The organism is Ascidiaceihabitans sp., assembly GCF_039986515.1.
Lineage (GTDB): Bacteria > Pseudomonadota > Alphaproteobacteria > Rhodobacterales > Rhodobacteraceae > Ascidiaceihabitans.
On record NZ_JBDWQO010000008.1, the window covers coordinates 1 to 20,146 of the forward strand.

General features: G+C 57.7%; 20 protein-coding genes and 1 pseudogene. 6 read left to right on the plus strand and 15 right to left on the minus strand.

The window, feature by feature from the left end; translation table 11 throughout:
* A partial coding sequence (locus ABJL60_RS09000) for an IS3 family transposase (protein ID WP_348374141.1) occupies window positions 1–121 on the plus strand: 121 nt, incomplete at its 5' end.
* Here the strand turns inward: ABJL60_RS09000 and ABJL60_RS09005 are convergent.
* From ABJL60_RS09005 to ABJL60_RS09045, 9 genes are all read right to left on the minus strand, one after another.
* Entirely contained in the window at window positions 71–385 is a 315-nt protein-coding gene (locus tag ABJL60_RS09005) for a hypothetical protein (protein WP_348432610.1), read from the minus strand. The genes ABJL60_RS09000 and ABJL60_RS09005 overlap by 51 nt on opposite strands.
* 46 nt (window positions 386–431) lie before the next feature.
* The gene (locus ABJL60_RS09010) at window positions 432–1,568 is read right to left on the minus strand and encodes a serine hydrolase domain-containing protein (protein WP_348432611.1); all 1,137 of its coding nucleotides are present in this window, start codon (window positions 1,566–1,568) and stop codon (window positions 432–434) included.
* Window positions 1,565–3,658 carry an acetate--CoA ligase family protein gene (locus ABJL60_RS09015; RefSeq protein WP_348432612.1) on the minus strand — a complete coding sequence of 698 codons (2,094 nt, stop codon included), beginning with the start codon at window positions 3,656–3,658 and terminating at the stop codon, window positions 1,565–1,567. Before ABJL60_RS09015 ends, ABJL60_RS09010 begins: the two co-directional genes overlap by 4 nt.
* A complete protein-coding gene (locus ABJL60_RS09020; RefSeq protein WP_348432628.1) occupies window positions 3,655–4,809 on the minus strand; it encodes an acyl-CoA dehydrogenase family protein in 1,155 nt (384 codons plus the stop codon). Before ABJL60_RS09020 ends, ABJL60_RS09015 begins: the two co-directional genes overlap by 4 nt.
* An 18-nt stretch (window positions 4,810–4,827) precedes the next feature.
* The gene (locus tag ABJL60_RS09025; RefSeq protein WP_348432614.1) at window positions 4,828–5,625 is read right to left on the minus strand and encodes an ABC transporter permease; all 798 of its coding nucleotides are present in this window, start codon (window positions 5,623–5,625) and stop codon (window positions 4,828–4,830) included.
* Complete coding sequence (locus tag ABJL60_RS09030; protein ID WP_348432616.1) at window positions 5,622–6,470, minus strand: ABC transporter permease; 849 nt, start codon at window positions 6,468–6,470, stop codon at window positions 5,622–5,624. Before ABJL60_RS09030 ends, ABJL60_RS09025 begins: the two co-directional genes overlap by 4 nt.
* A gap of 55 nt (window positions 6,471–6,525) precedes the next feature.
* Window positions 6,526–7,632 carry an extracellular solute-binding protein gene (locus tag ABJL60_RS09035; RefSeq protein WP_348432617.1) on the minus strand — a complete coding sequence of 369 codons (1,107 nt, stop codon included), beginning with the start codon at window positions 7,630–7,632 and terminating at the stop codon, window positions 6,526–6,528.
* A gap of 79 nt (window positions 7,633–7,711) precedes the next feature.
* Window positions 7,712–8,713 (minus strand): ABC transporter ATP-binding protein, encoded by a 1,002-nt coding sequence (locus ABJL60_RS09040; protein ID WP_348432618.1) that lies wholly within the window; start codon window positions 8,711–8,713, stop codon window positions 7,712–7,714.
* Window positions 8,706–9,596, minus strand: a complete 891-nt coding sequence (locus ABJL60_RS09045; RefSeq protein ID WP_348286185.1) for a 3-keto-5-aminohexanoate cleavage protein — start codon at window positions 9,594–9,596, stop codon at window positions 8,706–8,708. The genes ABJL60_RS09040 and ABJL60_RS09045 overlap by 8 nt, the downstream gene beginning before the upstream one ends.
* 132 nt (window positions 9,597–9,728) lie before the next feature.
* Between ABJL60_RS09045 and ABJL60_RS09050 the strand changes: the two genes are divergently transcribed.
* On the plus strand, window positions 9,729–10,787 hold the full coding sequence (locus ABJL60_RS09050) for a GlxA family transcriptional regulator (protein WP_348432619.1): 1,059 nt from the start codon (window positions 9,729–9,731) through the stop codon (window positions 10,785–10,787).
* Here ABJL60_RS09050 and ABJL60_RS09055 read toward each other — a convergent pair.
* The 5 genes from ABJL60_RS09055 to ABJL60_RS09075 are packed head-to-tail and all read right to left on the minus strand — an operon-like array spanning window position 10,769 to window position 15,571.
* Window positions 10,769–11,719 (minus strand): 3-hydroxyacyl-CoA dehydrogenase NAD-binding domain-containing protein, encoded by a 951-nt coding sequence (locus tag ABJL60_RS09055; protein WP_348432620.1) that lies wholly within the window; start codon window positions 11,717–11,719, stop codon window positions 10,769–10,771. The genes ABJL60_RS09050 and ABJL60_RS09055 overlap by 19 nt on opposite strands.
* Window positions 11,716–12,519, minus strand: a complete 804-nt coding sequence (locus ABJL60_RS09060) for a carnitinyl-CoA dehydratase (RefSeq protein WP_348432622.1) — start codon at window positions 12,517–12,519, stop codon at window positions 11,716–11,718. Before ABJL60_RS09060 ends, ABJL60_RS09055 begins: the two co-directional genes overlap by 4 nt.
* Window positions 12,520–12,523: 4 nt before the next feature.
* The gene (locus ABJL60_RS09065; protein WP_348286177.1) at window positions 12,524–13,564 is read right to left on the minus strand and encodes an LLM class flavin-dependent oxidoreductase; all 1,041 of its coding nucleotides are present in this window, start codon (window positions 13,562–13,564) and stop codon (window positions 12,524–12,526) included.
* Between the two features lie 25 nt (window positions 13,565–13,589).
* Window positions 13,590–14,093 (minus strand): SRPBCC family protein, encoded by a 504-nt coding sequence (locus ABJL60_RS09070; protein WP_348432623.1) that lies wholly within the window; start codon window positions 14,091–14,093, stop codon window positions 13,590–13,592.
* The gene (locus ABJL60_RS09075) at window positions 14,090–15,571 is read right to left on the minus strand and encodes an aldehyde dehydrogenase (RefSeq protein ID WP_348286173.1); all 1,482 of its coding nucleotides are present in this window, start codon (window positions 15,569–15,571) and stop codon (window positions 14,090–14,092) included. The genes ABJL60_RS09070 and ABJL60_RS09075 overlap by 4 nt, the downstream gene beginning before the upstream one ends.
* A gap of 141 nt (window positions 15,572–15,712) precedes the next feature.
* Between ABJL60_RS09075 and ABJL60_RS09080 the strand changes: the two genes are divergently transcribed.
* From ABJL60_RS09080 to ABJL60_RS09095, 4 genes are read left to right on the plus strand one after another with little or no spacing between them, the layout of a single operon-like run.
* Entirely contained in the window at window positions 15,713–16,111 is a 399-nt protein-coding gene (locus ABJL60_RS09080) for a RidA family protein (RefSeq protein WP_348286171.1), read from the plus strand.
* A complete protein-coding gene (locus ABJL60_RS09085) occupies window positions 16,104–16,904 on the plus strand; it encodes an alpha/beta hydrolase (RefSeq protein ID WP_348432625.1) in 801 nt (266 codons plus the stop codon). Before ABJL60_RS09080 ends, ABJL60_RS09085 begins: the two co-directional genes overlap by 8 nt.
* Window positions 16,901–18,997 (plus strand): CoA transferase, encoded by a 2,097-nt coding sequence (locus ABJL60_RS09090; RefSeq protein WP_348432626.1) that lies wholly within the window; start codon window positions 16,901–16,903, stop codon window positions 18,995–18,997. Before ABJL60_RS09085 ends, ABJL60_RS09090 begins: the two co-directional genes overlap by 4 nt.
* Before the next feature lie 14 nt (window positions 18,998–19,011).
* Window positions 19,012–19,614 (plus strand): amino acid synthesis family protein, encoded by a 603-nt coding sequence (locus tag ABJL60_RS09095; RefSeq protein WP_348432627.1) that lies wholly within the window; start codon window positions 19,012–19,014, stop codon window positions 19,612–19,614.
* A 331-nt stretch (window positions 19,615–19,945) separates the two neighbouring features.
* Here the strand turns inward: ABJL60_RS09095 and ABJL60_RS09100 are convergent.
* Window positions 19,946–20,146 (minus strand): annotated as a pseudogene (locus ABJL60_RS09100) (IS110 family transposase); the annotation flags it as partial.

A 20,146-nucleotide genomic window follows, 5' to 3' on the forward strand; every position in this document is an offset into this window, starting at 1 on the left:
GACGCGGCGCAAGGCTGAAATGGCCATCTTCGAATACATCAACGGCTTCTACAATCCGCGTCGCCGCCACTCAGCACTGGGCTGGAAAAGCCCTGTCGCCTTCGAACGAAAGGTGGCTTAAACGAGCACTTGGGGCGGCACAAAAGCGTGACAGGTCCATTTTCCCCAAGGCCCCGATCATTGACAGGTTCATCATGGATCTCGTCTTTGCATCAATGATATCGTCACCCCAGCCAAACCCCCAGCACCACGCTGTCATCGCTTCTTGGAAGGGACGGGTAAAATCATCCGCTGCCGCGAGGTTTTTCTCGACATACTCGGCACCCAGCGTGGCTTTGCGTTGCTCAAGCCCTTTCAGGAACAAGTCTTCATCAAATGCGCTCATTTCTTCGCCTTTCTATTTTGTTATCAATTTCGGCCCTGTGCCCGCCTCAGCGATCGCACAGCTCTCGCAGGCTTTGCGCAACAAGAGCCATATAGCTGTCATCGTAACCGACATCGTTTTCCAAGACGCTGAGAAAGGCGCAGGACGTCCCCGACTGCGTGTCGACCATCAGAAACTGCCCGCCGTATCCAGCATGCCCGACAAATCGCCCGTCTGTCATCAGGTGGTTTGAATACCGAAGCCAGTCCTTTGGAGGGGTGAGTTTGGGGGCATTGCGCGACAGGCTATGGGCGATGAAAGCTTCATTCGCAAAAGATTCACCCGAAATGTCGCAACCTGCCCGCGCAAACAACAATCCAAATCGCGCAAGGTCACGCGCACTCAGGCAGCCTCCGCCAGAAAAGGCGGGAAAGCCGTCAGGGCTGCGGCTGATGTGAAACGCGCTTTCGTATCCGGCGGCATCTGCGATGTCCTCAATAAGCTGCGCCAAGGGTTTTGGCGAAACAGCCGCCGCGATACGGGTCAGGACATCGGTATTGGCGGATTTGTAATCAGCATGGCCGCGCTGATGTGTTGATTTGAAGCCGGGGATCGCATTGGTGAAGTCAACCAAAGTGGTCTCTGCCAAATTATTTGCGGGCAACCGCCAGCCCAAGGCGATTTCCTCGGTATAACAATCCGATTGCGGGTCGCTGTAGTCTTCGGAAAAATCGTTGCTGACGGTCATATCCAACAGCGATTGTACCGTGGCTTGCGCATACCCAGTTCCGATGTCTGGCAGATAGTCTACAACCTTAGCCTCAAGCGATATCAAGCCCTGTTCCAAAAGTAGCCCGACAATCAGATGGATGTGCAACTTGGATACAGATTGAATGGAATGCGGTGTTGTCGTTGTGAAATCAACTGCCGCCGCTTCCATCACGATACGGTTGCCCTGAATACAGCAGAGCGCCGAGAACGCTGGATGGGTCAACAGGTCTTTCAGTTTTGCCGGTTGATCCGTCAGTGTGTGCTTTGCTGGTTCTAACATCAACACATTGCGCGACCGCACCATCAGCGCGCGGCGAAACAGATGATGCGCGTTATGAAAACCGTGACGGCGATGCGCGGGCTGGTTCCAGCGTTGCTTGTTGTCCGCGCCGACAGTCAGATCAGGGTTAGAAATGATGCGTGGGCCGCTCATGACGCAACCACACGGTGCAACAATGCATCTACTGCGCAAATGTGACCGGCGTATACAAATAGCGGGTTGATCTCGATCTCGGCGATGCTGGCACGCTCTTGTAGGTAGGCTTGGCAGAGCGTGTGGATTTGAGCCGCGATTTTGGGAAGGTCTGCTTTTGCACGGCCCCTAAAGCCCTCAAGTAACCGTGCCACCCGCAGATTTCGTAGAGCCTTTTCAATGTCATCCGGGGTTGAGGGCAAAAGCAGCGTCACAGCATCGCCCACCAACTCAACTAGAACGCCACCACTGCCAAGCACCAGCGCCGCGCCAAACTGTGGATCACTGCGCAAGGTGACGATGAGTTCGGCCAAGGGTGGGGACGACATTGCCTCGATTAAGAACTGGTCTGCGATCGCTTTGGGATTGTGTGCAAATACGTCAGTTTGCATCTGCGCCAATGCTGCTGAAACGGCACCCGCGTCACTCAAGTTCAATGCCACCGCTCCTGCCTCGGTCTTATGTGCTAAAAACGGGCTCATCATCTTGAGCGCTACCGGAAAGCCAATATCGGTCGCCACATGAGCGATCTCATCTACACAGGCCACCCGGCCCTTTGGCACCACCACACCTTTGCTCGCCAACCAACTTTTGCCCCTATCCTCGGTTAACATTTCCAACGCCCCGACCTGAACAGCCGTATGCAAAGGCGCTGGCCCAGCATCAGCGATGTGTGCACGGGTTTGCGCCCAAGCCGCCGCCTGACCAATGGCCGTCAAAGCCTCGTGGATCCCCTGCATCGGAGCCAGCCCCCCAGCGATCAGGAGCTGGCGGGTCTCAACATCCATATTCTCGGGCAAAGTGGCACAGATGGCGGCTGGCAGGCCCTTTTCTTTGGCTGCCCGCCCAAAGGCCGCAGCATCCTGTTGATAGTATCCCTTGGACGCATCCAACCCAGCAGCAGGATAATCCTGAACCAAAACTGCAACATCCGCGTTCACGGCAGCAATAGCTTTGGCAAAAACAGGATAGGTATACTCGCTCTGCCCCCAAATCGGTGTGGTATAATCCAGCGGGTTCGACACAGTTGCAATGTCAGGCAACAGCGCGGTAAGCGCAGGTTCTTGGGCAGGATCAACAGGCGGAAACGTCAGTCCAATCTTTTCTGCGTAATCCGCCAACATCGTCGCCCCACCACCCGAGCAGGTGAACCCTGCGACACGCGGCCCCTTGGGGGCGCCGACCGCACAGAGAAACTTGAGCGTTTCGAGAAATTGCGAGGGGTTGCTCACACTGATGACGCCTGTACGTGCAAAAAGCGCCTCATAAAGCTCACTCGAGCCAGACAGTGATCCGGTATGACTGACGGTTAATGCAGACCCGATCGCAGAACTGCCGGTCTTGAGCGCGACAACGGGAATGCCCTTGGACAATGCCCTGAGTGCAGTGCGTTCAAAGCGGGGAATATCTTGCAACCCTTCGATGTGCAGACCAATGGCGCGCACGGCAGGGTCATCCGCAAAAATATCCAGATAATCTTCCTGCCCCAGCACCGCCTGATTGCCCGCAGAGACCATATAGGCCAGCGGCAAGGAGCGTTGGCTCATGGTGATGTCGGACGAAAACATACCCGACTGGGTGATGATCGCAGCCCCGTAGCCGGGCGACCAACCGCCGTGTTCAAAGGACCACAATGCGGTGTTGTCGATATAGTTGATCAACCCGTAACAGTTGGGGCCGATCAGAGCCATGTCGCCCGTGGCCTCGATCAGCGCCTGTTCGCCCGCAGCGTCGCCCGTTTCCTTGAAGCCTGCGGAAAAACAGACAACGCCGCCCACTCCCAGCGCGGCAAGTTCGCGCAAGGCCGCCACGACACCCCCCGCTGGGATGGCCAGATAGACGGCGTCAGGTACTTGGGGCAAATCCGCGATGGTGGGCACACATGGCACACCGTCCAGATCAGCGCGTTTGGGGTTTACTGCCCACATCTGTCCTGCAAAGCCCCGCCTGCGGGCCTCGCGCACAGCGATAGTGGCATCACGCCCACCGATAAAGGCAATGTGGCGTGGCCGCAGCAGCCGTTGGAAATTTGCGCGCTGCGTCGGGGTCATGCACCCAAGGGCCGCAGGATGGAGCGAGTGATGATGTGGCGCTGAATTTCAGAGGTGCCGTCCCAGATGCGCTCAAGGCGACTGTCGCGCCAGAACCGCTGGATCGGCATTTCCTCCATCAGGCCCATGCCGCCGTAGATTTGCACCGCATCGTCCGCAATCTTGCCCAGCATTTCTGAGCAAAACACCTTGATCATCGCTGCATCCGCGTCGCTCATCACGCCTTGCTCGGCGCGGGCCACGGCGTCTTTGACCATCAGGTCTGCCGCGCGCAATTGCATCGCGCCATCCGCCAACCGAAACCCCGTCGCCTGAAACGCGCCAATCGGCTTGCCGAACTGCTTGCGCGATGCGGCCCATTCCGTGGCCATATCCAAGATACGCTCGGCCTTGCCACAGCAGGTGGCACCGACCCAAATGCGCCCCATGCCGAGCCATTTGCCAGACAGCTCTAGCCCCTTGCCCTCTTCGCCCAACACTTGGGCAGCGCTCAGGCGCACGTTGTCAAAATGCAGCTCGAACGTCTTGTAACCCCGATAGCTGACGCATTTGGTGCCTTCGCGGCAGTCGAACCCCTTGGTGCCCACATCGACCAGAAAAGCCGTGACCCGTTTGCGCGGCCCACGCGGGGTTTCGTCTACGCCAGTAGCGGCAAAAACGATGGCAAAATCAGGCATGCAGGGACCCGAGATAAAGTGTTTGGACCCGTTTAAAATCCAGTCATCCCCATCGCGGCGCGCATTGGTTTTCATGCCCATCACGTCTGATCCGGCATCGGGTTCGGTCAACGCAAACAGCTCTCGTTTTTCGCCGCGCACGGCAGGGAAAAGATACCTCTCGCGCTGTTCCGCATCGCAAGCCATCAGCAATTCGGTGGGGCGTGCGGCCCAGCTTTGCAGCGCGTGGCTGGTCTTGCCATATTCGCGTTCGATCAAGGCCATCTGCGAAATGTTCAACCCGCCACCACCAACGTCTTCGGGCAGGTTGCAGGCGTAGAGACCCAGTTCCCGCGCGCGCGTTTCGATCTGACGGCCAATCTCTTCGGGGACATGACCCAGACGGTCGACTTCTTCCTCGTGGGGGAACATCTCTGTTTCCACAAAGCGGCGAACGGTGCTGACCAACAGGTCGGTTTCGTGATTAGTTTCCATATACATACTGAGCCTCGTTTACTGGGCCTGAGATTTGGCATTGCGGCGGGACATGATCGCGAAGATCACGAAGGCGATAAGGGTGATGGCGATGAGAACAACAGCGGCAGCGGCCACCGTCGGATCGGTATTTTCGCGGATGCCGTTCCACATGCGGCGCGGCAGTGTGTAAACACTGTATTTGGAAATGAACAGGGTCACGACGATCTCATCCCAGCTAAGGATGAACGCAAACAGTGCACCCGCAAAAACCCCCGGTTTGATAGATGGCAGGATCACACGGCGCATGGTGGTCCAGTTGGAGGCCCCAAGGTTTTTGCTTGCCTGTTCAAGCTTGGGATCAAAGGTGGCAAGCGATGCGCTGACCGTGATCAGCACCATGGGGGCCGCCAAAATTGTATGGGCAAGAATCAACCCGGCGTAACTGTCCAGCAAGCCCAGCGGGATCCACAGGCGATAGAACGCCATCGCCGAAATGATCTGTGGGATGATCAGCGGCAGCAACAAAAAGGCGCGCACCAGTTCCGAATATTTCGACGACACCCGCCACAACCCAATCGCGCAGAGCGTGCCAAGGAAAGTCGCCAGCAGGGATGTGGAAACCGCGATTACACCACTTTGGAAAAAGCTGGAAAGCCATTCCTCGGAGGTGAACAAGTTTTCAAAGTGGCGCCACGATATCTCGCCCTTGGGCATCGAGAGGAACCGCTTGGGCGTCAGCGATACAGGGATCGCGATCAGCGCAGGCGTCACCAGAAACAGCAGCAGCACCCATGCGCCCGCGCGATTGAATTTGGCGAACAGACCCGAGGTCATCGCGCCGCCCCTCCGAATACCGTGCTGAGCTTCATGAAGCGCGACATCACCCAAAGCATCGCCAGCACGCCAAACAGCATAAGTGCCGCCAGCATCGTCGCCGTGCCCCATTTGAGCGTGACCAGCAGTTGCACCGAAATGTATTCAGCCACCATCAGGACCTTGCCACCGCCCAGCACCGCGGGCGTCACATAGAAACCAAGGCTAAGGATGAACACCAGCAGCGTGGAGGCAACCAGCCCCGGCATGGTCAGTGGCAGGTAAATGCGCCAAAATGTCTGGCTGCCCGTGGCACCCAAATTGCGCGAGGCATCCATCACGCGGGTATCAAGCGACTGCATCGACACTAGCAAAGGCAACACCGCATATGGGATCATGTAGTGGATCATGCCGATCAGCACGCCTAGCTCATTGCGCATAAACGCGATAGGCTCTGCGATCAGACCAATGTTTTCCAGCGTGCCGTTCACCAGCCCTTTACGCCCCAGCAGCATCAGCCAGCTAAAGGTCCGCACAAGGATGGAGATCCAAAAGGACACAAGCAGCAACGTCAGCATATAGTTCTTTTGGCGTTGGTGGCAGTGCACCATGGCGTAAGCGATGGAGTAGCCCAGCGTGACGCTGAACAAAGTGGTGATCAGGCAAATGCGCACCGTGGTCCAGACTATGCGCAGCAGCGCGTCGCTTTCGCCCAGCTTGGCGTAATTGCCAAAGCCCGGCTCGGGGTCCGTGACCGACAGCCACAGAATGTTCAGAATCGGCCCAAAATACAGCGCCACCACCAGCACCAACAAGGGCGCGATGATCAACCATCCGGGATGGATATGACGGGTGAGGGCTTGCATAGGAAATCCTAAATGGCTGGCCGCGCCTCAGGAAAAGCGCGGCCAGCGGTTGGGGTTAGCTGATCGCTTCAAGGAAAGCGTTCACCGCGTCACCGCCATTTTTGCCCCACCAATCGGGATCATTGTAAACGATCTTGTCGATGTTCTTGGCCGAGGTGATTGCATAATCCTGCTGATCCTCGGGGATCTGTCCAAAGGCCTCGGGGTTCGACGGCGTCATGCCAAGACAGTCAAGCAAGGCAAGCTGTGCGGGCACTTCCTGCGCGGTCGCGATGAACTGCATCACGGCAGCACCAGCGGGGTTTCCCTTTGGGACAATGTAGGCACCCGGCATCGCCATCGCCTGATTGTTGACCAGTTTGTAGCGCCCATCGGTGTCGTTCTCGATGTTGCGACCTCGGTTCTGCCAGATCATCCCCATCGACACTTCGCCGTTGACGACCATGGAATGCGCCTCGGAACCGGAGCCCCAGTACAAGCTGTCATCTTTGATCGATTTGATCTTGGCCAAGGCACGGTCCATATCAAGCGGATACAGCGCATCCCCCGCCACACCGTCGGCCATCAACGCAGCCTCAAGCGACCCATTGGCCCATTTGTAAAGCGAACGCATGCCAGGGAACTTGGCTGTGTCAAAGAAATCGGCCCAGTTCTGCGGTGGGTTATCGCCGTAGACTTCGGTGTCATAGACGAACGCGTAGCCATACAGGATCACGGAAACCCCATGTTCCAGCGCGTAGCCGGGCAGGGTTTTGTCCTTAGACACGACAGAATAATCGATCGGCTCAAGGTGGCCTGTTGGCCCCAGAGATACCGCGTTGAACAGGTCCGCATCGGCGACATCGGCGGTGACATTGCCACTGTCGACCATCTCTTTGATCTTGCCTTCAAGCGGGCCAGAGGTGTCAAACTTGAGCCCCTTACCCGTGCTGGTCGTAAACGCCTCACCGATGGCAGAGCCGTGGCATTCCTCGGACTGGCCACCCCAGTTCCACATAACAACGTGATCGGCTGCGGCTTCGGCGTCGCCTGCCATCACAGCACTTAGGGCAACACCCGACGCACCACAAAGCGCCAAGAACGTGCGGCGGTCCATGCGGCCATCTTTGTAGGCGTGCGCACTGTCTTGCAGTGTCTCTTTCATAAACTGTGTATCGTGCATCTTGTTCCTCCTAATGGGTTCGGGGATTTCCCGGTTTCTTCGAAATGACGCCTTTATGGCGTTCTGAATATTTGGGCGGTTAGCCCGTCTGCAACTCTACGGCGGCCGCGTCGCTCCAAAACAGATCTACGGGATCACCTGCGTTTAGCGCATCACCATTACGCCACACGTCGATATCGACCTCGATCTCTTGGCCCTCGGACGTGTCGACAATGACCCGCTGCATGGACCCGAAATAGGTGGCAGAACGCACTGTCCCGCTCATCCGCGCATCCTTGTGGCCAGTGCCTGAAGCAAGGTCGATCTTCTCGGGGCGCAGGGCACAGATCTTGCCGTTCGCTTGGATAAAGTTGGACTTCCCCAGAAAGCTGGCAGTGAATGCGCTATTGGGCCGCTCGTACAATTCCTTGGGCGTGCCGACCTGTTCGATGGCACCGTCGCGCATGATAACGATGCGATCGGACATCGACAGCGCCTCCTCCTGATCGTGAGTCACGTAGATAAATGTCGTGCCGACGCGGCGGTGAATGTCCTTGAGCTGCTCTTGCACCTCGACGCGCAGCTTCTTGTCCAAAGCGCCCAGCGGTTCGTCAAGCAACAGCACAGGTGGTGCAAAACAAAGTGCGCGTGCAAGCGCGACACGCTGTTGTTGCCCGCCTGACAACTGGCCCGGTTTGCGGTCCGCGAATTCCTGCAATTGTACCAACTCTAGCATCTCGTCGACACGCGCCTTGATCTCGGCTTTGGGCCGTTTCCGCACGCTTAGTGCATAGCCGATGTTGTCGCGCACAGACATATGCGGAAACAGCGCGTAGCCCTGAAAAACCATGCCAAAGTAGCGTTTTTCGGCAGGCACCTTCGCGATAGAGGCACTGTCCAGCGCGATATCCCCCTCGGAAATATCCAAGAACCCTGCGATCATCATCAACAATGTGGTTTTGCCCGATCCGGAAGGGCCAAGCAGCGTCAGAAACTCGCCCTTGCGGATGTCCAAAGAAATGTCGTTGACCGCTTTGAACGTTCCAAACAGCTTTGAGACATTTTGGATTTGCAAACTGCCAATATCAGCGGGATCAGCCATCAGCCCCCCGCAGGTTCAGCTTGTTGCGCGCCTCTTGCGGCGCGACGACACGGCCGCCCATACGCTCGATGATCTCGCGCGCTTTGGTGACCAGTTGCGCGTTGCTCGCCAGCACGCCTCGCTCCAGATAGATGTTATCCTCAAGCCCGACCCGCACGTTGCCTCCAAGCGCGACGGACGCTGCAGCCATAGGCATTTGCCCGCGCCCGATGCCAAAGCTGGCCCAGCTCGCACCGGCAGGCAGTTGCGCTTTCATGGCGGCCATCGTTTCAACCGTCTGGTCAGCGCCCCACGGGATGCCAAGACAAAGCTGGAACATGGGCGGCGCGTCGATCAGTCTCTCTTCCACCATTGCTTTGGCAAAGCGGATGTGACCCAGATCAAAAACCTCCAGCTCGGGCTTCACACCCCATTCCTGCACAAGGGCGGCCATTTTGCGCAGTGTTGGCGGGGTCGATATATAGATCATATCCGTGTCGGAAAAATTCAACGTCCCGCAATCAAGCGAACAGATATCGGGCATGCATTCCTTGATATGAGCTAGCCGTTCTTCGGGGCCGATCATGTCTGTCCCCGGCCCTGGCATCGCGGGGTTTGCAGGGTCCGACACCCAATCACCCCCCATGCCAGCGGTGATGTTGATCACCACATCGGTGTCACTCTCGCGGATGCGGTCTACGATTTCCTTGAACAGTTTGGGGTCACGCGACCCTTGCCCTGTCTCTGGATCACGCGCATGGATATGCGCCGCCGAAGCGCCTGCTTTGGCGGCCTCGATCGCGGCATCGGCGATCTCTTTTGGGGTAACGGGGACATGCGGGCTTTTGCCCGTGGTATCGCCCGCGCCGGTCACGGCACAGGTCAGCACAACGTCGTAGTTCATTTAGCAAAGCCCCCCTTTTGTTTAGCTTGGTGCGGAATCGATGAAAAAAATTGTCGATTATTCGACAGTGTTGCAGCTATATTGGCGAAAAACCGCACCATTCTTGTTGGATCTTTGCCCATGCAAATTGACATGACACAGCCAAGCCCCCGCGCCGCGATCCACGCCATTTTTGTGGTCGTGCCGCGGTTCAATATCACCACGCTGATCACCATGATCGAGACGATGCGAATCGCGAATTACCTCGCGCCAGAGCAGCTGTTTTCTTGGGAAATCGTATCGTTCGATGGCGCTGAAATTGTAGCAAGCAATGGCATGAAAACCACCGTTGCCACTGACTCTGACGTGCTGCTTGCGGCGGATCTGGTCTTTGTGCTGGGCAGTTGGGGCACCGAGCATTACGAAAATCGCGCCCTTACCGCGTGGCTGCGCAAACGCGCCCGCGCTGGTGAAAGCATCTGCGGGGTAGAACTTGGCTGCTACATCGTTGCGCGCGCAGGTCTGTTGGATCGCAAGCCCGCCACCATCCATTGGTCATGGCTAAGCGGGTTTCGCGAATCCTTTGACCGTGTCGATGTGCAGGAGTGCCTGTTCACCATCGAGGGCAAGATCATGAGCTGTTCCGGTGGATTGGCTGGTGTTGACCTGATGCTGCGCCTGATTGAGCGGACCCACGGCAGCGGCTTTTCAGGTGAGATCGCAGACCAGATGTTGCACCACCCGATCCGCAACGCGGTCTCATCTCAGCGCAGTACGATGGGGCGCAGTACAGAGACGATGCTGCCGCTGGTGCGCGAGGCGATGACCCTTATCGAACAGAACATCGAGGAGCCGTTGAGCGTGCCCGAAATCGCCGACACCCTCGACGTGTCCCAGCGTCAGTTGGAGCGCCAGTTCAAGAAACACGTGGGCTGCACTGTCGTCCAATTCGGGCTGTTGCGGCGGTTGCAAAACGCGCGGTTATTGCTGATTTCAACAAACCTGAGCGTGCGTGAAATTGCCACCGCGTCAGGGTTCAACACGCTGTCGCATTTCGCGTTTTCCTTTGGTAAGTTCTTTGGCCGCCGCCCGTCAGAATACCGCGAAGCGTGGCCTGCCAATGAAGCCGCCCCAAGTTGGCCGGGATCACTGTCTGACTTCCTTTCAACGCTAAAGGAAATACCGGCGCGCGCTCAGCCTAACCGCGATTGACGCAAGGCGCGCAACACAGCGACAATCTCGCGATCACGTTGTGCTGCCATGTCTTCAAAATGACGATCCCCTGCGATGGCGTTGCAACCATCGACCATACGGTCCCGCAGATCACGGGTGAGTTCGGGTGCCTCCAACCGCGTCCACGGCAGTTTCAGGGCAGGACCAAATTGATCCAGATTGGTCGCCATGCCCCCCGCGCCGCAAGCCACGTGGAACGCCATGCACTGGCCCTGTGACACCATGCGCGGTGCGGGGCCGTTCATCAGGGCGATGTCGATGTCCTCGGGCGTCGCTTCGTCGTTGGCCACCATATGCAAGGCCTCGCGCCAAAGCGCTTCTTGCAGCCGTGTCGCCACAAATCCGGGGATTTCCTTTTTCATAAGCAGAGGTGCTTTGCCCGCGATTGCATAGAACTTACCAGCCCATGCCACGGCATCGGGTGCGGTGTGATCGCCGCCAACGATTTCGACCAAGGGCAGCAGGTAAGGTGGATTGAACGGATGCCCGATAACGCAGCGCTCTGGCGTAGCACAAGTGGCTTGGATTTCCGTCATGGTCAGCCCCGATGTGGACGATCCGATCACGACAGACGCGGGCAGGATATCCCCCATCTGCTTGTACAAAGCCTGCTTGATCTCCAACCGTTCGGGCGCGCTTTCTTGCACGAACTGCGCGCCGTCCAGCGCCGTTTTCAGATCGGTGACGATGCGCAAGCGGTCACGCGAGGCCCCCTCTGCCAGACCCAAATCCGTCAGGCTGCCCCATGCGGTGTTGAGGATGGAATTGAACGCATCCGTCTCAGCCGCGTCATGCAGATAGGCGGTCACATCGTAACCGCGGGCCAGAAAATGCGCAGCCCAGCCAGCGCCGATGGGCCCCGCGCCAATACTGGTCACGCGGGTGATTGCGGAAGGATCAGGATACATCATTCACCTTTGAAGTTCGGTTCGCGTTTTTCGACAAAAGCAGCGACACCTTCTTTGGCATCCTCGGACTTTAGCATCTTGCGATAAATCGGCATCGGGTCCGTGCGCATCTTGTTGAACGCGCTTTCGAGCGGCACACACTCAATCTCGCGCTGCACCTCTTTGACGGATTGCATCGCCAAGGGGGCAGACCACGCGATTGAGGCCGCCCATTCGCGCGCCGCATCCATCAGCTGTTCCTTGGGGACCACCTTGTTGACCAGCCCGTAATGCGCGGCCTCAGTTGCCTTCATGCGACGCCCCAGCAGGAACATCTCCATCGCGATGTTATGCGGGATGCGACGCGGCAAGCGTTGCAACGCGCCCGCGTCAGGCACAATCCCCAACGGCATTTCGGGCAAGCCAAATTCCACATGATCCGCAGCAATCAGCAGATCACAGCCCATCGCCATTTCGAACCCGCCACCGATAGCCAAACCATTGATCGCGGCGATGACGGGCTTGTTCAACGCCCAATTCTCGGTCAGCCCCGTGAACCCGCCAAAGCCGTATTCGTCGGCCTCCCACCAGTTATCAAGCTGCATTTCGCCGTCGTTAAGCGCCTTCAGATCCCATCCTGCCGAGAAAATCTTGTCGCCTCCGCCGGTCAGGATCGCGCACCGCAGGTCCCTGTCTTCGTGCAATTCCTGAAACGCCGCCGCCAAAGCCTGTGACGTAGGCACGTCAATGGCATTGACCTTACCGCGATCTAGGGTGACTTCCAGAACATGGCCGTCGCGGGTGACTTTTACGCCGTCTGACATGGGACTATCCTTCTTTGAATTCGGGCATGACTTCGTTCACGAACATGCGCAGCGACTTTTGTTGTGACGCGTGATCGAGCCCCATGGAGGCGTAATAAATAAACTCGTTCACCCCCAAGGCTTGGTAACGCTTGAGCTTTTCGATGACCCGATCGGGAGAACCAAACATCAGGTTCTCCTCAAGCATGACGGGGTCATATTGTTCGCGTCCTTCCAACTGGTCCAGCGGGATCGAGGCGGGAAAGCCGTCCTTCACATCGCCCAGATTACGGTAAAGGTTTTCGAACTGGCTCAGTAAACGGCGCACAGCGTTCATCGCGTTCTCACCATCCGCCGCGTTGTCGTAAACACATGAATGGCGCATCAGAGCAAAGCGCGGGTTCCAACCGTTGTCAGCCTTCACAATCGCGTCGTCCAACTGTTGCTTATACAATTCTGCTTCGGCAAAGGAGCGGGTGAAAGGCCAGCAGTTCACGTGACACTTTTCGCGCATCGCATAGTCGTAAGTGATGGGCGAACGCGCCGAGACCCAGACGGGCATCTCTGCCTGCAAGGGCTTGGGAACAGAGGTCGAAGTGGGGAACTGCCAGTGCTCACCCTCATGGGCATAATCGCCTTGCCAAAGCGCGCGCACAGCGGGCAGCATTTCCTGCATGTAGCGCCAAGCGTCTGACTGTTTCAGGCCTGGTTTCATGCGATCAAATTCGCGTTGATAAGCGCCAGAGCCGATGCCGAATTCCAATCGCCCGCCGCTGATCAAATCGGTGAACGCCGCCTCGCCTGCCAGATTGATCGGGTGCCAGTACGCGGCCGTGGCCACAGCTGTTCCCAGACGAATGTTACTGGTTTCAGTGGACCACCACGTCAGCAACTGAAACGGGTTTGGCGCGATGGTCATTTCCAGCGCATGGTGTTCGGCAGACCAGACAATATCAAAGCCGCCCGCCTCGGCAATCTGCACCATTTCAAGGGTGTGGCGCGCGACGTCTTTCATATCCAGACTGTCGTCAATCCGTTCCATGTTCACCGCAAGTTGGAATTTCATGTCAGGGTCCTTTCGCGTGGGGTCATCACAATGTTTCGATCATTTTGTCTGCGAACCAACGGGCAAATCCCGCAACGTTGGGTTCCAACAACGGCTGAAATCTACCCTGCTGTGCGTCGGGGTGCGACAAACCGCCCGTGCCTTCGGTTGCGCCAAATTGCGTCACATAGGCGCCCGTCACATCCTCGGGCGTATCGGGCAGATCGCAGACATCGCCAATGCAGTCGGGGTGCACAAACGGCAGGTGGTAATATTCGTTGAACACCTCAAGGAAGGCTTTCCAGTTGCAGGCGACTTCGATCACTTCGGTTCGCGTGCTGAACAGCGTTTCCAGCGGGCAAGGCGCGTGGATTTTGGCAAAAGCCTGCAAGCTGCCCGCCTTGTCGTGCAGCAGAATGATGGGCTGGCCCGCGACGTCCAAGGCGACGTAATCGTCCGCATCATCGACGTAACACGCAGGCGGCTGTGACACGGGTTGATCGGCTGCGCGCGACCGCTCAAACGCTGGTTTCAGGGCCGCAATTGTCATCGCATCACAAACGGGTTGGCCATCGGTTCATCCGAGGTGTTTATCCAGATCGTCTTGGGGCGCGTATAATCATAGATCGCCTGAAATCCGCTTTCGCGGCCATAACCTGACCCTTTGACGCCACCGAATTCCGCAATAGGTGACACGACGCGATAGGTGTTCACCCAGACGATGCCAGCACGCACGGAATTGGCCATGCGGAGGGAACGCGCAGAGTCTTTGGTGAAGATGCCCGCGGCCAACCCGTGTTCGGATTCATTGGCTAGCGCCAGTACTTCTTCCTCAGTCTTGAAGCGTTGCACGGACAGGACAGGGCCGAACAATTCGGTGTCGACAATGCGCAGATCTTGCCGTGGGCATTCGATGATTGTGGGTTCGTAAAACAACCCCGACATGCCGTCGGGCTGCTTGCCTCCAACCAACACTTTGCCACCCTCCTTTTGGGCATGGGCAACCTCGCGCTGGATGTGCTCCAGCTGGCCCGTGGTGCACAGTGGCCCCATCTGAGTTTCTTCTGCCAGCGGGTCACCGATCACGATCTGACGCGCCAAGGTGGTCATCTGCTCAAGGAATTCATCAGCAATGTCTTCGTGCAGATAAAGCCGCGAGCCCGCGACACAGCTTTGCCCCGTGGCGCCGAAAATCCCCGCGATCGAGGCATTGACCGCGCTTTCGATATTTGCGTCTTCAAAGACAATGAACGGGGATTTTCCGCCCAGTTCCAAGGACACTTCGGCAAAATTGTTCTTCACATTCTCCAGTACATGGCGCGCCGCATTTGGCCCGCCTGTAAAGGACACACGCGCGACCAATGGGTGGCCTGTCAACGCACGCCCACAAGGCTCTCCGTGGCCTGTGACGATGTTCACAACACCCGCAGGAATGCCTGCCTGTTCGACCAGCTTGCCAAATTCCAGCATCGCGGCACTGGCGTGTTCCGAGGCCTTGAGCACCACAGTATTGCCCGCCGCCAGAGCGGGTCCAATCTTGACCGCCACCAGAAACAGCTGCGAATTCCAAGGCACCACGGCGGCGACCACGCCCAGCGGTTCGCGTTTAGTGAACACAAACATGTCGGGCTTGTCGATAGGCAGGGTTTCCCCGCTGACTTTGTCCGCACAGCCCGCAAAAAAGTGGAAAAACTCGGCGATATATGTCGCCTGCCAGCGAGTTTCTTTCAGCATCTTGCCCGTATCAATCGATTCTGTACGGCCCAATAATTCGGAATGATCCGCCAGCAAGTCACCCAGCTTGCGCAAGGTTTTGCCGCGCTGCGTGGGGGTCATGCTGGCCCAAGGGCCTTTGGTGAACGCGGCATGCGCGGCCTCAACTGCGCGGTTCACGTCAGCTTCTGTTGCCTCTGGCACGCGGCTCCAGAATTTGCCGTCACTTGGGTTCACGCTCTCGAAAGTGCCACCATCAGACGCGTCGACCCACTCACCGTTGATCAGCATTTGGTAGCTTGTGATATCCGCCATGGCGCAAGGCCCCCCTGTGTTACCCGCCTATTCATGTCCGCTTTCACATCCGATGTGCTGGAAAATACGACATCGCTTGTCGAAAAATCCGAAAGCATTCTGTGATGATCGGGGCAGGCTGACACCAAGGGAGGCGTATCAATGGCCAAGAAAAAGCTAATCATCGGAGGCCCGCTGGAAATCGGCGGGCGGATTTTGTCGCTGTCCCGTGGCATTCGCGCGGGCGACTTTGTGTACCTCACAGGTCAGATCCCGATGCAGAATGGCGCCCCCATGACCACAGGCACCGTCGAGGCGCAAACCCGCGCCGTGCTGGATGACATCACCGCCACATTGGCGCTGGCCGATTGCACCCGCGATGACGTGATCAAAGCCATGGTCTGGCTGCGTGAGCGCAGCGATTTCCCGGGCTTCAACGCGATCTATGGAGAGTACTTCCCCGTGGAGCCGCCCACACGTTCCGCTGTGGTCAGTGACTTGCTGGTCGATGTCCGCGTCGAGGTAGAGGTGGTCGCCTACCGCCCCGTTGACGATGCATAAGTCGCCCGACGGCACCGCCTACACGCTGATCGGTCCCGCCGACGGGCCCGTTATCGTGATGATCCACGGGCTGGGACTGAACCGCGATTGCTGGCAGTGGACGACGCCTGCGCTAAACGATCACTACCGCGTGCTTTGCTACGATCTTTACGGTCATGGGCAAAGTGCACCGCCGCCCGAAACACCCAACCTGTCGCTGTTTTCAAACCAACTGGCCACGCTGCTGGACCATTGCGGAATTGAAACCGCGACCCTTGCCGGGTTTTCGCTGGGCGGGATGATCGTGCGCCGATTTGCACAAGATCATGCGCACAGAACAACGGGGTTGGTGATCCTCCACTCCCCACACAAGCGCAGCGCAGATGCCCAAGACGCGATCCTCAAGCGTGTAGAACAAGCCCGCCATGAAGGCCCTCAGTCCACTGTCGAGGCCGCGTTGGACCGCTGGTTCACCGCTGATTTCAAGCAGGCCAACCCCGATATGATGGACATCGTCCGTGGCTGGGTCACGGGAAATGACATCGGCATCTATCATACGATCTACCGCGTCCTTGCTGACGGGATCGATGAGATCATCGCCCCCTCCCCACCAATCATCTGCCCGACCTTGGTCATCACCGGCGACGAAGACTATGGCAATGGCCCCGAAATGACCCATGCCATCGCGGCTGAAATCGAGGGCGCACAAAGCGTGATCCTGAAGGGCTTGCGCCATATGGCTTTGGCCGAAGATCCAAGCGCCGTGAACACACCGCTGTTTGCGTTTCTTGACGCACTGGACGCCAAAGCATGAGCACGCAGATCCTCAAAGGATTGCGCGTGCTGGACCTAAGCCGCATGTTGTCTGGCCCCTATTGCACCATGCATCTGGCGGATCACGGCGCAGAGGTGATCAAGATCGAAGGCGGCGCGGGGGATACCAGTCGCGGCAACGGCCCGTTTCGCGATGATGATCCGAACCACGACTGGGCTGGCTATTTCATCAGCCTTAATCGTGGCAAGAAAAGCATCCAACTTGATCTCAAATCCGCTGAGGGTAAGGCGCAGTTTCGCGCCCTTGCGGCATCGGCCGATGTTGTCGTCGAAAACTTCCGCCCCAAAGTGATGGATCGGCTGGGGCTGTCCTATGAAAGCCTTGCCGCCGACAATCCCAAACTGGTCTATGCCGCGATCCGTGGTTTTGGCGATCCGCGCACAGGGGAAAGCCCCTACACCAATTGGCCCTCTTATGATGTGGTCGCGCAGGCCATGGGCGGGCTGATGGCGATCACAGGGGCTGACGCGAACAGTCCGACAAAAACAGGCCCCGGCGTCGGCGATATTTTCGCGGGGATGATGATGGCCTTTGGCATCATGGCCGCCCTGCGCGAGGCCGAGGCCACAGGCAAAGGTCAGTTCGTCGACGTGGCAATGTACGACGCGATGATCTCACTGTGTGAACGCATGGTGTACTTGCATGACATTACGGGAGTGGTGCCAGGGCCCGAGGGCAATGGCCACCCTTTCCTCAGCCCCTTTGGCCTCTACCCTGCTGCTGACGGGCATGTTGCCCTTGGCATTGTGGATGATGCCTTTTGGCAGCGGTTGGCAACACTTATGGGACAGCCAGAGCTTGGGAAGGACCCCCTGTTCGCCACCCGCGCGGCGCGTGCGCAGAACGCGGCAAAGGTGGATCGCCTTGTCGCTGCATGGACGTCGAAACAAAGCAAAGCACAGCTGACCCGGACCTTGGGCGGCGAGGTTCCCTTTGGCCCGCTGAACACCATCGCAAACATTGCGCGTGATCCTCATATCGCTGCCCGCAAGATGCTGGCTCAGATCAACGGCCCTGATCCGGCGCAAAAACCGTGGACGGTTGCCGCTAACCCTCTGCGCTTTGGCGCGCATGGACATGGTGCGCTTGCGTCGCCACCAGCCTTGGGCGCTGACAACCAGATGCTGGACGCTATCGCCCCCGCCACACCGATGGACCCCGAAACCAAACGCAGCCTGCGCGATGCCTTTGGCCGTTTTGCGACGGGCGTAACTGTGGTGACGACACGCCAACCCAACGGCACGCCACGCGGTTTTACCGCGAACTCCTTTACCTCTGTTTCACTGGACCCACCACTGTTGTTGGTGTGCATCGGCAAGGCCGCGCTGTCTTGTGACACCTTCGCCAGTACGGACCACTTTGCAGTGAACATTTTGGCGGATGACCAAAAGGAACTCTCAGGGCTTTTTGCATCACAATCCACCGATAAATTTAGCCTAGCAGACTGGCATGCGGGTACAGAGAATCTGCCGGTGATGGACGGCGCATTGGCGAGCTTTTGTTGCAAGCATCACCGCTTGGTGGATGCGGGCGACCACCTAATCTTGATTGGTCGCGTACTGGATTTTGAGACCGCAGATGGACAACCACTTGGCTATTATAAAGGGGCCTATTTCGACATTGGTCTGGATCGCGCCGTGACGGCGGCTGCAACGGCGGGAGATGCGACCATCGCAGCTGTGCTATGCCATAAAAACAGGCTGCTTTTGGCCGAGGACGACACGGGGAGCGTCACATTGCCCACAGGCCCCTCGATGGAAACGCTGACCCGATCCTTGAGCGACCAAGACCTGACACCAGAACTTGCCCAGCTTTACGCCGTCTACCAAGTGACGGGCACAGACGCGCAGCGGATTGTCTATCATGGCCATGTGCAAGGCAACGCCCGCAATGGCCTGAAATTCTATGATCTGGATGCCCTGCCCCTAGACCGCGTGCGCGATGATGCGGAACGGTCCCTTTTGCGAAGATACGCGCAGGAAAACCGGCACGGCACCTTTGGCATCTACCACGGAAACGAAGTTGAGGGCGTCGTGCACACCCTCGCTGGAAACCACAAATATCACATCTGACAGGAGAGACCCAAATGATCCCCGAACTGCGCAAAGTCATCACCTTTGACGAAGACATCCATACCGAAGGCGGACGCCCCGCTGACCCAGTGCTACGCATGATCGGCGTGGCAGCGGTGGTGGCGAACCCTTGGGCGGGGCGCGGCTTTGTCGAAGACCTGCAACCTGAAATTCAGCAGATGGCCCCTGTTTTGGGCGAAATGTTATCGGATCGCCTGATTGCATTGGCAGGGTCTGGCGAGGCAATCGAGGCCTACGGCAAGGCCTGCATCGCGGGCACCAGTTGCGAGGTCGAACACGCCTCTGCGCTGATCCACACCTTGCAGTTCGGCAATTTCTACCGCGAGGCCGTGGACGCCAAAAGCTATCTGGGTTTCACCAACACGCGCGGCCCCGCCAACACGCAGATCCAAATTCCGTTGATGGACAAGCATGATACGGGGCGGCGCTCACACTATCTGACCGTACAGTTTTCAATCTACGACGCGCCTGGTGTAGATGAATTGGTTGTCGCACTTGGCGCTGCAACCCGCGGCCGCCCGCATCACCGCATTGGTGACAGATATTCCGATTTGGCCGCTTTGGGCCGGGATGTAGAAAACCCAGCAGGTGTCTGACGGCCGCTCGCAAGAAGTGGTATCCTGAGAGTAATTTACAGCGGCACCGCCAAATTTTTGGGGCAACATAAGCGGGTGTGGATGCCCCGTGGCTGAATTTGGCGTCGGCAAGTCTTGGAACGACTGATCAGGGCAGTCAGGTGTCCGGCCTCGTAGTTGCCGCGACAAATGGCGGCGGGCCTTTATGGAGATACGCGATCTGGTTCCCAATCACTTATGCGGCCTATTTTTGGCCACGCGCATATTCTGGGTATTCCAGTTCAATCTCTTGATCCGTGTTCCGTAACTTTCCTTCGCCTCTTCAGTCCTGCCGGTATCCGGCGCCGTTGCCTTACACAGCAGCTCGAATTTCGTAATTCTTCTCTGTTACCATCATGGCCCACAATTGACCGGCCATCCTATTTGCAAGTGCCACAGCGGCAACCAAGCGTGGCTTCTTTTTCAGCATATTCGCAAGCCAAGGATCATCGCAACGACCTTTTCGCTCCGATGCACTGATCACCGACATGGCGCCGGTGACGAGTAACCGGCG